Origin of the sequence: Noviherbaspirillum cavernae (genome assembly GCF_003590875.1) — a bacterium.
In the GTDB taxonomy this organism is placed as follows: domain Bacteria; phylum Pseudomonadota; class Gammaproteobacteria; order Burkholderiales; family Burkholderiaceae_D; genus Noviherbaspirillum; species Noviherbaspirillum cavernae.
Genome location: NZ_QYUN01000002.1, coordinates 2,349,165 through 2,363,652, shown reverse-complemented (window position 1 = coordinate 2,363,652; position 14,488 = coordinate 2,349,165). Strand labels below are relative to the sequence as shown.

The window sequence follows — 14,488 nt, the reverse complement described above, 5'->3', positions numbered from 1 at the left end:
TCCTGAGACCCGCCGATGCGTCTGATCACACTTGGCCTTGCTGCATTGCTGCTGTTGATTCAGTACCCCTTGTGGCTGGGTAAGGGCGGTTGGCTGCGCGTATGGGATCTCGACAATCAGGTGGCCGCGGCGCAAAAGAAAAATGACGAACTCAAGGCGCGCAACGCCAAACTGAATTCCGAAGTCCGCGATCTCAAGGAAGGTACGGGTGCCATCGAAGAGCGTGCCCGCTATGAATTGGGCATGATCAAGGACGGCGAGCTTTTCATCCAGATACTGGAGCCAAACGGCAAGCCCGCCTTGATGTCGTCCTCAAATCCCGCTCGCAAGAAAGACTAGTTGCCCGGGAATCAATGCCGGACATCTCCCGGCGGCTGCAAACCTGCGCTCGCCGTTTCTGCCGCAAATAACTGCGTGCAATCGACACTGTCGAATTCATAGTGCTGACCGCAGAAGTCGCAATCGATCTCCAGCTTTCCAAGTTCCGCAAGCGCCGAATCAACCTCTTCTTGGCCTAGCATCTTCAGCATGTTGCCGACCTTTTCGCGCGAACAGCTGCACTGAAAGACAGGATGCTGCGGATCGAATACGCGTATGGTTTCTTCCCAGAACAATCGACGCATCAGCGTACTGATGTCGGTCTTCAGCAACTCGTCTCGTTGTACGGTTGAACCCAGCATGACTGTCCGGTTCCAGGTTTCCAGATCGTCAGATTCGGATGCTCCGGTACCGCCGTCCTTCGGCAATTTTTGCAGCAGCAGGCCGCGCGACACATTGTCGTCTGCGGCGAGCCACATCCTGGTATCAAGCTGTTCGGAGCGCAACATATAGCCTTCGATGATTTGCGCGACCGAATCACCCGTCAGCGGCACGATGCCCTGATAGGGCTGCTGGCCGGGCAGCTTCTCGAGCGGATCGAGCGTGATGACGAAACGGCCGTGGCCGTGCGTGTTGATGAGATTCGCCAGGCTGGCAGTGTCGTCGATGACGGCATCCGGAGCCAGTTTCGCCGTGGCGCGCATGCGCAACCCCGCCTCGCATTCGACCACCAGCAGCCGTACCGGGCCGTCACCATGAATTTGCATGATCAAGGCGCCATTGAACTTCAGGTTTGCGGACAAAAGGGCCGCTGCCGCCAGCATTTCCCCCAGCAATACCTTGACTGGCGCGGGATAGTTTTGCCGTGCCAATACCTGACGCCAGGTTTCGGAAATCTCAACCAGTTCGCCACGCACCGAGGCGTTTTCGAACATGAATCTTTGCAGTGTATCCATCGTCATCCGATTCGTTTCAGTTGTTCTTTGAAAAGCCGGCCGCGCGCCACGTAATTGCTCGCATTGCGCTGCATGCGGACAATGTCTTCCTCATTCAGCATGCGCACGACTTTGGCAGGGGTGCCGATGATCAGCGAGTTGTCCGGGAATTCCTTGCCTTCGGTGACAAGCGCACCCGCGCCGACGAGGCAATTCTTGCCGATTCGCGCTCCGTTCAGGATCACTGCCTGTATTCCGATCAGCGAACCTTCGCCGATGGTGCAGCCGTGGAGCATGGCTTGATGTCCCACGCTGACATTCCTGCCGACCGTGAGTGGAAAGCCCGGATCGGTATGCAGGACGCAGCCTTCCTGCAGGTTGCTGTTCTCGCCGACGGTAATGAGTTCGTTATCGCCGCGAATCGTCACATCGAACCAGACGCTGGCATTCGCTTCAATCTTCGCCTTGCCGATCACGTTGGCGGAATCGGCAATGTACGCTGACGAATCAATGTCGGGAACATGTTCGCCCAATTGGTAGATGGCCATGGATTTCCGTAGAATTGCGATTTTAAAACCGGTAATTGTACCGCTGCCAGCATGAGCGCATCGCCCGATCAGGATTCCATTTCCCCTCTGAAAGAATTGCGCGGAGCCGCCTTGCACTGGCTCTGTGAATCGGATGCGATCGCCAAGGCGGATGGTGTCACCGCCTTGGCGATCGCATGGCAAGACGGCGAGTTGTCGCTGCGTGTTGATGCGGCACTGCAAGCCGATCGTCCGATTCCCGGCCGTCCGTCAAAGCCTGTGCTCGTCGCTCCTCTTGCAGTCAAACGTCGTTCGATGCGCACGGAGGAAGGGCGTGCGGCGTTGATCCATGCCTTGGCGCACATCGAGTTCAATGCGATCAATCTCGCGCTCGACGCGGTCTGGCGCTTTCCCTGCATGCCGCGTGACTACTATGCCGACTGGCTGCGTGTCGCGGCGGAGGAGGCCTTGCATTTTTCAATGCTGACGGCGCATCTGCAAAAATACGGTTTCCGCTATGGCGACTTCACGGCGCACAACAGCCTGTGGGACATGGCGGAGAAGACGAAGGATGACGTCCTCGCGCGGATTGCGCTGGTGCCGCGCACGATGGAAGCACGCGGGCTCGATGCGTCGCCGCCGGTGCGCGCAAAACTTGCGCAGGCCGGCGATATGGCTGCAGCCGAAATTCTCGACATCATCCTGCGCGATGAAATCGGTCATGTCGCCGTCGGCAACCGTTGGTATGGCTGGCTGTGCAGCGAACGGTCTCTGGATCCCATCGAAACCTATGCCGCGCTCGCGGCGCAATACAAGGCGCCGCCGTTGCGCGGGCCATTCAACCTGGAAGCGCGGGAGGCGGCGGGCTTCAGCAAGGCTGAGCTGGCAGCGTTGACTGCATGACGCGGTGCGCGATCGTGTTTCAACATTGCAGGGCATGCCGGCTGTATCGCGATGAGCGTCGCCACCGTGTCTGGAATGACAGAGTGGTGATACTGTCACTCCTCAGAGCATTGGCCATTCGGCTTCCTGATTCAACTGTTTGAGAAAACGACAAGATATGAAAAATTCAGCAAGATCCCTGATTGCATTGATGACGGCTGCGGCGTTGACTACATCGTTGGCAGCCTGCCAGAACACTGAAGTCCGGGCAGAGGAAAAGGGGCCTGCGCAAAAAGCCGGTGAGCACATCGACAAGGCCCTCACCAAGGCCGGCGATGGCATCAACCGTGCAGCGGAAGCGACCGGGAACGGCTTGAACAAGGCGGCGGACGCAACCGGAAAAGCACTGCAAAAAGCCGGCGAAAAATTGCAGGGCGCTGCCAACAATGTGCAAAAGCAGGACTGAGTTCAGCGCCCGTTCTGCGCTTTTTCCTGTTCAATGAGGCGCAGAATCCGGCGCTGTACCTTGCCTGTCGTGGTCATCGGCAACTCGTCGATGAATTCGATTTCCTTGGGATATTCATAAGGGGCAAGCTTGCCCCTGACATGCGCTTGCAGTTCGGCGATCAGTGCATCGTCCGCTTCCTTGCTGCGCAGCGCGCCCGGTGTCAGGACGACAAACGCCTTGACGATATTGCCGCGTTCGGCGTCGGGTTTCGGCACCACGGCGGCATTGATGACATACGGATGCTTGACCAGGCAGTTTTCGATTTCGGATGGGCCGATTCGATAGCCGGCAGCCTTGAACATGTCATCCGCACGGCCCTGATACCAGAGGTATCCGTCTTGGTCGACCAAGGCGAGATCGCCCGTGCGGCACCAGTCGCCGGTGAACTTGTTTCGTGTGGCTTCCGGATTCTTCCAGTATTCGATGAAAAACACCGGATCGGGATGGCCGTGAATGTCGTGGCGGTTGACGGCGACCTCTCCCGTTTCCCCGGTTTTCACCACGTGTCCGTCATCGTCGATCACCGCGACGCGATGACCGGGGTAGGGCCGGCCCATGCTGCCCGGTTTGGCGGGCCATTGCTGCGCGCTGTTGCCGACGATGTAGTTCATTTCGGTCTGGCCGAACATTTCGTTCGGGATGACGCCAAGCGCAGATTTGCACCAGTTGAAAACCGCATCCCCCACGGCTTCGCCCGCGCTCATGATGGCGCGCAGCTTGAGCGCGTATTTTTCGCGCGGTGCGGGATGCGCCTTCATCATCATCTTGAGCGCGGTGGGAAACAGGAAGGTGTTGGTCACGCCGTATTTTTCGAGTAGATAAAAGGCCGTGTCGGCTGAAAAGCGGCCGCGGTATCCGACAATCGGCTTGCCAAAATACAGGGATGGCAGCAATGCATCCATCAACCCTCCGGTCCACGCCCAGTCGGCGGGCGACCAGAACACATCGCCTTCACGCGGAAACCAGTTCTGTGACGCGACGAAGCCGGTGAGATTGCCGATGATGGCGGAGTGTGGAATCAATGCGCCCTTCGGGGCGCCGGTTGTGCCGCTGGTGTAAATCAGCACAGCGGGATCGATGGCGCGTGTGGCGACGGGCTGAAAGTCTGCACTTGCACCGCTCAATGCGGCGTGCCAATCCAGTGCATCGCTGTCATTGCAATCGATCGCGATGATGTGTCGCAGATTGGCGCATGCGTGGCGGACCTCGCCGAGATTCTGCATCCCGGCTTGATCGACCAGTGCCACGATCGCTTCGCTATTCTGCAGGCGATATTCCAGCGCATCCGGGCCGAACAGGATCGACATCGGCATTGCCACCGCGCCAAGTTGATAGCAGGCGATGTGCGCGATGGCGGTTTCCGGCCTTTGCGGAAGAATGATGGCGATTCGATCGCCACGCGAGACGCCCAGCGCACGCAACACATTGGACAGGCGATTCGCCTCGATCTGCAGTTCCGCGTAAGACAGCGTCCCGGTGTGTCCGGCATCATCTTCATGGAAGATCGCCACGCGCGATGGGTCTTTTGCCCAGCGTGCGCAGCATGCCTCGGCAATGTTGAAGGATGCCGGCACCTGCCAGCGGAATTCGCTGTACAGCGTGTCGTAGCGGTCGGCAGCGAGCTTGTTGTCTGCGCGTGTCATGCGGTCTCCACTATAATTATCGAACGATCGTTCTATTGCTCTGCTTGTTTTCCGGATCCGCGGAGCTTTAATCCGCTGCGGCCGTGCGTTGATCTCAGCCGCACTCCTGAAATGAAAAACATGAATCCTTCTCGCTCAGAATTTATCACGGTCCGAGGCCTTCAGTACCACATTCGCCACTGGGGAGATGCGTCTGCGCCGATGCTGTTCATGCTGCATGGCTGGATGGACGTGGCGGCCTCGTTCCAGTTCGTGGTTGATTGTCTGCAGCGCGACTGGCATGTGATCGCGCCCGATTGGCGCGGCTTCGGCTTGACGGAGAATGCGGATGCAGACTGCTACTGGTTTCCCGATTATCTTGGCGATCTGGATGCGATCCTGGACCACTATTCTCCCGGCCGGCCGGTGAGTCTTCTCGGCCACAGCATGGGCGGCAATGTGGCATGCCTCTACGCCGGGGTGCGTCCGGCTCGTGTTGCGAAGCTGATCAATCTGGAAGGTTTCGGCCTGCCCGCATCCAATTCAGAGCAAGCGCCGGGACGATACGCACGATGGCTGGATGAACTGCGCAACCCGCCGACTATGCGCAGCTACGCCACGCAGGCCGAGGTCGCCGGACGTCTGCAAAAAACGAATCCGCGCTTGACGGACCAGCGTGCAGCATTTCTATCCGAGCATTGGGCGAAGAGGAATGAATGCGGAGAATGGGAAATCCTCGGCGACCCGGCACACAAGCTGACGAGCCCGATTCTGTACCGCGTCGAGGAGGTGCTTGCGTGCTGGAAGGCCATTGCGGCACCGGTCTTGTGGGTCGAGGCAGATGACACCGAGGCGTGGCGCTGGATGGGACCGAAGGAAACGGCACGAATCGAGATTGACCGGCGCATCGGGTTTATTCGCAACATAGAGACCGCAACGATCAGCGATGCGGGACATATGCTGCATCATGACCAGCCGCAAGCCTTGGCCGAGCTGATTGAGCGTTTCCTTGTGTGAGTGAATCTGGTGAGCGATCTGCATACTGTTGAAAAGCCGATCCTTGTCCCAAATTACGTGACAAGCGCGCGGATGTAACAGCGTGTAAGCAGGCTGATCCGCGTGGCATCACGCAGGCAAGTCGGCGTACAATTGACATTTGATTACTCTTCTGTACAGACAGCACGTTACGCATGCTCAACGTTGATCTTCATTCACACTCCAATGTCTCGGACGGCGCCTTGCCGCCGGCCGGTGTTGCGGCGCGCGCCAAGGCAAATGGCGTTGAAGTATGGGCATTGACCGATCACGATGAAATCGGCGGTATCAAGGAGGCGCGTGAAGCGGCTGCTGCATTCGGCTTGAAATATGTTCCGGGTGTGGAGATATCGATCACGTGGGCGGGCGATACCGTGCATATCGTTGGCCTGCAAATCGACGAAACCAATGAAACCCTGGTGAAGGGCTTGGCTGCCACCCGTTCGGGCCGTGAACGGCGTGCGCATGAAATGGCTGCCAATCTCGCGACAGTCGGTATTCCCGATGCATTTGAAGGCGCATTGAAGTTCGTGGGCAACCCGGATCTGATTTCGCGCACGCACTTCGCCCGCTATATTCTTGAATTGGGTGTGTGCAAGGACATCGGGGAAGTGTTTCGCCGTTACTTGACTGAAGGCAATCCTGGTTACGTGCCGCACCGATGGGCGAGCCTTCAGGAAGCGGTCACGTGGATTCGAGCCGCAGGCGGCATCGCAGTGGTTGCCCATCCCGGACGTTACCAATTCAGCGATCTTGAACTGGATATTTTCCTGAACGAGTTCAAGCGCCTGGGCGGAACCGCCGTGGAAGTCGTCACGGGCAGCCATACCATCGAAGAGTATGAACAATTCGCCAAGATCGCCAAGACCTACGGCCTGCTTGCTTCGCGCGGCTCGGACTTTCACGCGCCGGGCGAATCTCATGTCGATCTCGGCAAACTTCCCCCTCTGCCTGCGACACTGACGCCGATCTGGCACGATTGGCGGCTGTAAGCACTTTGCAATATCATTCCCGCAATTGAGCGACGAAGTGGTGCGCGCCATCACCGCGCCCTCTTGAAAATTCAACAAGTAAACCTATCTGAAAAACGCTTTCAACCAAGGAGGCTCCCTAATGAAAAGAATCGTGCTGTTTCTTGCAACCAACCTTGCTGTGATGCTGGTGATGTCGATTGTTCTGTCATTGCTCGGTGTCAATCGTTTTCTCACAGCAAACGGTTTGAACCTTGGCACATTGATGGTGTATTCGCTGGTGGTGGGCTTTACCGGCGCGATTTTTTCCCTGCTTATCAGCAAGCAGATGGCGAAGTGGTCGACCGGCGCACGCGTCATCGACTCGCCATCGTCGTCGACGGAGCTGTGGCTGGTCGACACTGTAAAGCGGCTGGCCGACCGCGCCGGCATCGCGATGCCGGAAGTCGCTGTGTACGATGGCGAGCCGAACGCGTTTGCCACCGGTGCATTCAAGAATTCAGCCTTGGTTGCGGTGTCCACCGGCCTGCTGGAAAGCATGACCAAGGACGAAGTCGAGGCCGTTCTCGGGCATGAAATCGCCCACGTCGCGAACGGCGACATGGTGACGCTGACCTTGATCCAGGGCGTCGTCAATACGTTTGTCGTGTTTCTGGCGCGCGTCGTTGGCTATTTTGTCGACAAAACACTGTTTCGCAGCAACGACGACCGTCCGGGTGTCGGTTACATGATCACGGTTTTCGTCTGTGAGATTCTGTTCGGTATCCTCGCGTCGATCATTGTTGCCTGGTTCTCCCGCTACCGCGAATTTCGCGCCGATGCCGGATCTGCGAAGTTGCTGGGCAGCCCGCAACCCATGGTGAAAGCACTTGCCCGTCTGGGGGGATTGGAACCGCCAGTGAGCATGCCAAAGGCCTTCGAGGCAATGGGAATCAATGGCGCACCCTCCGGCTTCTCGGCCTTGTTTGCGAGTCATCCGCCGATTGAGCAGCGCATCGCCGCGTTGCGAGGCGCGCACTGATTGACTGGAGTAACGGCGGTAGTGTGAAAACTACCGCCGTTTTTCTTCATGACCCAATTTTTTCAAATCCACCCCGACAACCCGCAGCTTCGCCTGCTCAGGCAGGCAGCGCAAATCATCCGCTCCGGCGGCATTGTCGCGTTGCCGACCGACTCCTGCTATGCGCTCGTATGCCAGCTCGACGACAAGAGCGCGGTAGAGCGGTTGCGGCGCATCCGTGACGTGGATGAGAAGCATCATCTGACGCTGTTGTGCAGGGACTTGAGCGAGATTGCCGTGTATGCGCTGGTAGACAATCGCCAATACCGGATGCTGAAGACGGCGACTCCGGGGCCGTACACTTTCATTCTCGAAGCGACAAAGGAAGTTCCGCGCCGCCTGAGCCATCCATCACGCAAGACCATCGGACTGCGTGTGCCTGAAAATCTGATTGCACGCGCCTTGCTCGAAGAACTGGGCCAGCCCTTGCTGGGCACCACACTCATTCTGCCGGGTGAAGTCGATGCATTGACCGAGCCGGACGAAATGCAGGAGAAGCTCGGGCGGCAGATCGAGCTCGTCATTGATGGCGGTGCATGCAGCTTCGAGCCGACAACAGTGATTGACCTGACCGGCGCGGAGCCGACGTTGATACGTCAGGGGCGCGGCGATGCGCGGATGTTCGGCCTGTAAAACCGGTTTGAAGAGAATCGCATCGGCACAATTGTGATTTCGGCAATGCATTGAGTTAATCGGTTCGGTGCGGCTTCCGGGATTCCGTACCGACAGTCGGCCCTGGTGCCCCTCTGATAAAATTCGCCTCATGAACGAGATTATTCAAGCGATTGCAGTGTACGCACTGCCGGTGATTTTCGCGATCACTCTGCATGAAGCCGCCCATGCCTATGCGGCCAAATATCTGGGCGATGCAACCGCCTATCAGCAAGGACGGATGAGCTTGAATCCCATCAAGCACATCGATCCGTTCGGCACCATCATCATCCCCATACTGCTCTACATAGCGACCGCCGGCGCATTCTTGTTCGGCTACGCGAGACCGGTTCCGGTGGAGTGGGGCAACCTGCGCAAGCCCAAGCGTGACATGGCGTGGGTGGCATTGGCAGGCCCTGCCGCCAACCTCGTGATGGCCTTGTTGTGGATGGTGCTGGGGATACTGCTGCGCGCAATGCAGGTTGATGAACCGTTTTTCATGCGTGTGGCGCACGCCGGTGTATGGATCAATCTGGTGATCTTCGCATTCAACCTGCTGCCGATTCCGCCGCTCGATGGCGGGCGCATCATGACCAGCCTGTTGCCGCACAAGTATGCATACAAGTTTGCGCAGCTCGAGCCTTATGGTTTCTTCATAGTACTGGCACTCATCTTTTTCAATTTGTCGAAGTACTGGATTTTCCCGGTGATAAGCATCGCGGAAACGGTGCTCATGCTGCTCGTTTTTCCTCTGACTCTACTTTTGAACTGACCGATTATGCTTCCTGACCGTGTCGTCTCCGGCATGCGCCCGACTGGTGCGATGCACCTTGGCCACTACCATGGGGCCCTCAAGAACTGGATCAAAATGCAATCCGAGTTGCCATGCCTTTTCTTTGTCGCGGATTGGCATGCGCTGACCACGCACTACGATGATCCCAGCATCATCGAGACCAGCACGTGGGACATGCTGATCGACTGGCTCGCTGCAGGTATTGATCCATCCAAGGCAACTCTCTTCATTCAATCCAAAGTGCCTGAACACGCCGAATTGCATCTGCTGCTGTCGATGACGACGCCACTCAGCTGGCTGGAGCGTGTGCCGACCTACAAGGACCAGCAGGAAAAGCTGGCCGACCGCGATCTGGCCACGTATGGTTTTTTGGGATACCCGTTGCTGCAGGCCGCCGATGTCCTGATCTATCGCGCCAGCCTCGTGCCGGTCGGCGAAGACCAGATCCCGCATATTGAAATGATGCGGGAAATCGCGCGCCGTTTTAATCATCTGTACGGCAAGGAAAAAGGCTTTGAAGAAAAGGTGCAGCAAGCGGTCAAGAAGCTCGGCGGCAAAGCGGGCAAGCTGTATGCCGAATTGCGTACCGCGTACCAGGAGCAGGGCAAGGAAGAGGCGCTGACCCAGGCGAAAGCTTTACTGGACCAGGCGCAGAGTCTGTCGCTGCAGGACCGCGAGAGACTGTTCGGTCATCTGGAAGGTAGCGACAAGATGATTTTGATCGAGCCGCAGGCAAGGCTTACCGAATCATCAAGATTGCCGGGCCTCGATGGACAGAAAATGTCGAAGAGCTATGGCAATTCGATCGCACTGCGCGAAGACAAGGAATCGGTCATCAAGAAGATTCGAACAATGCCAACCGATCCCGCGCGCGTGCGCCGCAGCGATCCGGGCGATCCGGAAAAATGCCCGGTATGGCAACTGCACCAGGTGTACTCCGGCAGTGATACCAAAGACTGGGTGATGAAAGGCTGCAAGTCGGCCGGCATCGGCTGCCTGGAGTGCAAGCAACCGGTAATCGATGCGGTACTGAAAGAGCAGGAACCGATGCGCGAACGTGCGCAACAATACCTCGACGATCCGTCGCTGGTCCGTGCGATCGTCGACGATGGATGTGACAAGGCGCGCAAGCTTGCACAGGAAACGATGCGGGATGTGCGTGAGGCGATGGGCTTGAACTATCGTTGACGACAGACGATATGCATGCCGCCTTTGACCAGCCCTCTGCATGGGTCGTGCGCTTCGCTTCATTGATTCCGGAAGGCGAAGTGCTCGATCTCGCATGCGGCAGCGGCCGGCACGCCAGATTTCTGGCAGCGCGCGGTTATCGGGTGCTCGCCGTCGATCGCGATTCTGCCGCGTTGGAGCGGGCTGCGGCGGATGGGGTGCGTACATTGCCAGTCGATCTCGAGGACGACAGTAACGGGAGTGCGTCGTGGCCCTTCGAGGCAGACCGGTTCAATGGCATTGTGGTGACCAATTATCTGCACCGCCCGCTACTGCCCAGAATTCTCTACAGCCTTGCGCCCGGAGGCATCCTCATCTATGAAACCTTCACCTGCGGGAACGAGCGGTATGGCAAACCGTCCAATCCGGACTTCCTGCTGACGCATGGCGAGTTGCTGAGGTTGACAGAAATTCAATGTGTTCCGTCGTTGCGCATCATTGCATTCGAGGACGGTTACGTTGATTTTCCCAAGCCCGCGATGGTGCAGCGAATCTGCGTGTTAAAGGGGAGGGGCGAAGGCGATGAAAATCCTTCAAGTCTGCATCTGAACTGAGAATGCATTCCAGTCAAGACAGCCCCACGGACGCAAGTGATCCGCTACAATCAATCTTTTACATCTTTGCGCAAGACAAACACCATCATGATTCAGGGCAGCATAGTCGCAATCGTCACTCCCATGCATGCGGACGGCAGTCTCGACCTGCCGGGATTACGCAAACTGATTGACTGGCATATTGCCGAGGGCACGGACGGAATCGTCATCGTTGGCACCACGGGTGAATCGCCGACAGTGTCGGTGGAGGAGCACTGCGAATTGATCAAGGTCGCGGTCGAACATGCGGCCAAACGCATCCCGATCATCGCTGGCACTGGTGGCAATTCGACGGCCGAAGCCATTGAGTTGACGCAGTATGCAAAGAATGTTGGCGCGGACGCTTCACTCCAAGTGGTACCTTACTACAACCGTCCGACGCAGGAAGGTATGTATCAGCACTTCAAGAAGATTGCCGAAGCAGTCGATCTTCCTGTCATCCTCTACAACGTGCCGGGACGCACAGTAGCAGACATGTCCAATGAAACGATCCTGCGCCTCGCTCAAGTATCAGGCATCGTCGGCGTCAAGGATGCGACCGGCAATATCGCGCGCGGCAGTGATTTGTTGCGCCTTGCACCGAAAACATTCGCTGTTTATTCGGGCGACGATGCGACTGCCATGGCATTAATGTTCTGCGGCGCAAAAGGAAACATCTCCGTTACCGCCAATGTCGCGCCGCGCGGCATGCACGACCTCTGCGTGGCAGCCATGAATGGAAAGGTTGCCGAAGCAATCGAGATCAACAACAAGTTGTTGCCGCTGCATAACAATCTCTTCGTCGAACCCAATCCAGTTCCGGTCAAGTGGGCGATGGTTGAAATGGATTTGATCCCGGCAGGCATCAGGCTCCCATTGGCACCACTGGGTGCGAATTTCCATGAGACAGTGCGCGCGGCATTGCGCGAGTCGGGTGTATTACAATAAGCGCCGGAAAATGGCGACTTGGTCCATACACTGAACTTATTCTTGGCATCGACATGATTAAAAGCACGACCTCTTGCATGGCAAAACATGGACTTATTTACGCGTTGGCGCTGACCGGTCTGACGGGCTGCAGCTCCCTCAGCTCGATGCTGGAACCGGATCGTGTCGACTATAAGAGCGCGGGCAAGGCACCGACCCTCGAAGTACCGCCGGACCTGACCCAGCTGCAACGCGAAAATCGCTACGCAATTCCCGAGGCAAACCGCGGCACGGCCACTGCTTCGGGGTATGGCCTCCAGCAGAATGTGCGCCCGACCTCTACTGCGGTAGTCGCTCCCAAAGCCACTGCAGACATGCATATGGAGCGTAGTGGCAATCAGCGCTGGCTGGTGGTCAAGCAAGCGCCTGAAACACTGTGGCCGCAGATCAAGGATTTTTGGCAGGATTCCGGTTTCCTGATTAATTTTGAGTCGCCCCAATCCGGCTTGATGGAAACCGACTGGGCGGAAAATCGCGCAAAGATTCCGCAGGATTTCATCCGTAACACAATCGGCAAGGCACTGGATAGTCTGTATTCAACAGGTGAACGCGACAAGTTCCGCACACGCTTGGAACGCGCTGCGGATGGAAGCACCGAAATCTATATCAGCCATCGTGGCGCGCAAGAAGTGCTGGTGGGTCAGCAAAAGGAGGGCACTGTATGGACGCCGCGTCCGGCAGATCCAGAGCTTGAGGCCGAATTTCTGTCCCGCTTGATGGCGCGCCTTGGCGTTGAAGATACCCGTGCCAAGACTGCGGCAGCGAGCGTTGTCAGCCAGCCGACACGCGCCAAGGTAGTGAAGGGCAGTAATGGCGGGTACGTCGAGGTTGACGAAAGCTTTGATCGCGCGTGGCGTCGTGTGGGACTAGCCTTGGATCGTGTAGGGTTTACAGTAGAAGACCGCGATCGCACGCAAGGTCTGTACTTTGTGCGCTATGTAGATCAAGGACGGGATGCGCAAAACAAGGCGGCTACGGACAAGGGGTTTTTCTCGAAACTGTTCTCCTTCGGATCCGGTAGTGACAAGGCCATATCTGCGCAGCGTTATCAAGTCGCTGTCAAGGGTGCTGGCGCGGTCAGCCAAGTTGCAGTTCTAAACAATGAAGGTCGTCCGGAATCGTCCTCGACTGCGGACAAGATACTTTCGCTCCTGAACGATCAGCTCAAATAGCCGTACTTGAAGTTTGCCAGTCTTGGGAGCGGCAGCGATGGAAATGCGCTGCTGATCTCCACCGTCTCCGGAGCAACCCATACGACCGTCATGCTCGATTGCGGATTCGCTGTCCGTGAAACCGAACGCCGACTGGAGCGCTTGGGAGTGGCACCAACGGATGTGACGGGCATCGTTGTCACACACGAACACCAGGATCATGTCGGTGGCGTCTTCAAATTTGCGCGCCGCCATCGCATTCCTGTGTGGCTCAGTCATGGTACTTACAGTGCGGTACGCAAACAGTGCGATGGCGTAACTTTGCATTTTTGCCGCGACGGTGACCGCTTGGTCATCGGCGATCTTGAGCTCTTCCCCTACACAGTGCCTCACGATGCGCGAGAGCCCGTCCAGTATGTGGCAAGTGATGGGCGTTTCAAGCTGGGTGTGTTGACGGATGCGGGGCAATCGACTCCGCACTTGATCAAGGCATTGGGCGACTGCAATGCCTTGATGCTCGAATGCAACCATGATCGCGAAATGCTTGCAAAGTCAGCTTATCCGCCTTCGCTGCGCCAGCGTATCGGCGGTGCGTATGGGCATTTATCGAACGACGCGACTTCGGAAATTCTTTCCGCTGTAGACAAGTCTCGTCTGGAGATCGTCATTGGTGCCCATTTGAGCCAGCAAAACAATACGCCTGAGCTTGCTCATGAGGCGCTTTCGCGGGCGGTTGATTCGACCTCGATTGAAATCGTGATTGCCTGCCAGGAGGAGGGATTCGATTGGGTCAAAATTGCAGGATGACCGCTGCTGCATCAGCAGGGATTATTCAAGATGGGCAAGGTCGCCTGCTTGTTCATGATCGGCTAATCATGATGGCTAATAATCAGCAAATAAAAAAGCCGGCCATCGGCCGGCTTTTAATCCAATAATCTATCGATTACTTGGAAGCGGATGCGCCTGCAGCAGCCGGTGCAGCAGCGTCAGCCGGTGCCGAAGCAGCCGGTGCAGCAGCAGCGTCAGCCGGAGCGGCAGCAGCCGGAGCGGCAGCTGCAGTGTCGGCCGGTGCTGCAGCAGGAGCTGCTGCCGGAGCGGCTTCAACCGGTGCTGCAGCAGGTGCTGCTGCCGGAGCAGCTTCTTCTTTTTTGCCGCAAGCAGCCAAAGCAACAGCCAAAAGGGAAGCGATCAACAGTGTTTTTTTCATGATTTTCCTTCAAAGGTTTCTATCAAAATTTTGCGATGAATA

Annotated in this window: 17 protein-coding genes; 13 read left to right on the top strand and 4 right to left on the bottom strand. The window is 57.2% G+C overall.

Going from position 1 to position 14,488, the window contains the following annotated elements; all coding sequences use genetic code 11:
• Window positions 1-15: 15 nt before the first annotated feature.
• Window positions 16-339 carry a cell division protein FtsB gene (gene ftsB / locus D3870_RS11005; protein WP_119739072.1) on the top strand — a complete coding sequence of 108 codons (324 nt, stop codon included), beginning with the start codon at window positions 16-18 and terminating at the stop codon, window positions 337-339.
• 11 nt (window positions 340-350) lie between these two features.
• On the opposite strand, the gene hslO is transcribed toward ftsB, so the two are convergent.
• Window positions 351-1,280, bottom strand: coding sequence for an Hsp33 family molecular chaperone HslO (gene hslO / locus D3870_RS11000; protein ID WP_119739070.1), 930 nt, complete (start codon window positions 1,278-1,280; stop codon window positions 351-353).
• The gene (locus D3870_RS10995; RefSeq protein WP_119739068.1) at window positions 1,277-1,801 is read right to left on the bottom strand and encodes a gamma carbonic anhydrase family protein; all 525 of its coding nucleotides are present in this window, start codon (window positions 1,799-1,801) and stop codon (window positions 1,277-1,279) included. The genes hslO and D3870_RS10995 overlap by 4 nt, the downstream gene beginning before the upstream one ends.
• 51 nt (window positions 1,802-1,852) lie before the next feature.
• Here D3870_RS10995 and D3870_RS10990 point away from each other — a divergent pair, with 51 nt between their 5' ends.
• Window positions 1,853-2,683 (top strand): ferritin-like domain-containing protein, encoded by an 831-nt coding sequence (locus tag D3870_RS10990; protein WP_119739066.1) that lies wholly within the window; start codon window positions 1,853-1,855, stop codon window positions 2,681-2,683.
• Between the two features lie 157 nt (window positions 2,684-2,840).
• Window positions 2,841-3,128, top strand: coding sequence for a hypothetical protein (locus tag D3870_RS10985; RefSeq protein WP_119739064.1), 288 nt, complete (start codon window positions 2,841-2,843; stop codon window positions 3,126-3,128).
• Between the two features lie 2 nt (window positions 3,129-3,130).
• Here the strand turns inward: D3870_RS10985 and D3870_RS10980 are convergent, their stop codons facing one another.
• On the bottom strand, window positions 3,131-4,813 hold the full coding sequence (locus D3870_RS10980; RefSeq protein ID WP_119739062.1) for an acetate--CoA ligase: 1,683 nt from the start codon (window positions 4,811-4,813) through the stop codon (window positions 3,131-3,133).
• Between the two features lie 120 nt (window positions 4,814-4,933).
• On the opposite strand from D3870_RS10980, the gene D3870_RS10975 reads away from it, so the two are divergent.
• The 10 genes from D3870_RS10975 (at window position 4,934) to D3870_RS10930 (ending at window position 14,046) form a co-directional block, all read left to right on the top strand.
• A complete protein-coding gene (locus D3870_RS10975) occupies window positions 4,934-5,809 on the top strand; it encodes an alpha/beta fold hydrolase (protein WP_119739060.1) in 876 nt (291 codons plus the stop codon).
• 173 nt (window positions 5,810-5,982) lie between these two features.
• Window positions 5,983-6,819, top strand: a complete 837-nt coding sequence (locus D3870_RS10970; protein WP_119739058.1) for a 3',5'-nucleoside bisphosphate phosphatase — start codon at window positions 5,983-5,985, stop codon at window positions 6,817-6,819.
• 121 nt (window positions 6,820-6,940) lie between these two features.
• Window positions 6,941-7,819, top strand: a complete 879-nt coding sequence (htpX, locus tag D3870_RS10965) for a protease HtpX (protein WP_119739056.1) — start codon at window positions 6,941-6,943, stop codon at window positions 7,817-7,819.
• Window positions 7,820-7,867: 48 nt separating this feature from the next.
• Complete coding sequence (locus D3870_RS10960; RefSeq protein ID WP_119739054.1) at window positions 7,868-8,491, top strand: L-threonylcarbamoyladenylate synthase; 624 nt, start codon at window positions 7,868-7,870, stop codon at window positions 8,489-8,491.
• 130 nt (window positions 8,492-8,621) lie between these two features.
• A complete protein-coding gene (locus tag D3870_RS10955; RefSeq protein ID WP_119739052.1) occupies window positions 8,622-9,281 on the top strand; it encodes a site-2 protease family protein in 660 nt (219 codons plus the stop codon).
• Between the two features lie 6 nt (window positions 9,282-9,287).
• Window positions 9,288-10,490: a tryptophan--tRNA ligase gene (locus D3870_RS10950; RefSeq protein ID WP_119739050.1), complete on the top strand. Its 1,203-nt coding sequence runs from the start codon at window positions 9,288-9,290 to the stop codon at window positions 10,488-10,490.
• Window positions 10,491-10,501: 11 nt separating this feature from the next.
• Entirely contained in the window at window positions 10,502-11,083 is a 582-nt protein-coding gene (locus tag D3870_RS10945; protein WP_119739048.1) for a class I SAM-dependent methyltransferase, read from the top strand.
• An 87-nt stretch (window positions 11,084-11,170) separates the two neighbouring features.
• Window positions 11,171-12,049: a 4-hydroxy-tetrahydrodipicolinate synthase gene (gene dapA / locus D3870_RS10940; protein WP_119741959.1), complete on the top strand. Its 879-nt coding sequence runs from the start codon at window positions 11,171-11,173 to the stop codon at window positions 12,047-12,049.
• 53 nt (window positions 12,050-12,102) lie between these two features.
• Window positions 12,103-13,260, top strand: coding sequence for an outer membrane protein assembly factor BamC (gene bamC, locus D3870_RS10935; protein ID WP_242489937.1), 1,158 nt, complete (start codon window positions 12,103-12,105; stop codon window positions 13,258-13,260).
• 6 nt (window positions 13,261-13,266) lie between these two features.
• Window positions 13,267-14,046 carry an MBL fold metallo-hydrolase gene (locus D3870_RS10930; RefSeq protein WP_119739046.1) on the top strand — a complete coding sequence of 260 codons (780 nt, stop codon included), beginning with the start codon at window positions 13,267-13,269 and terminating at the stop codon, window positions 14,044-14,046.
• A gap of 136 nt (window positions 14,047-14,182) precedes the next feature.
• Here the strand turns inward: D3870_RS10930 and D3870_RS22745 are convergent, their stop codons facing one another.
• Window positions 14,183-14,446: a hypothetical protein gene (locus tag D3870_RS22745; RefSeq protein ID WP_119739044.1), complete on the bottom strand. Its 264-nt coding sequence runs from the start codon at window positions 14,444-14,446 to the stop codon at window positions 14,183-14,185.
• Between the last annotated feature and the right edge of the window lie 42 nt (window positions 14,447-14,488).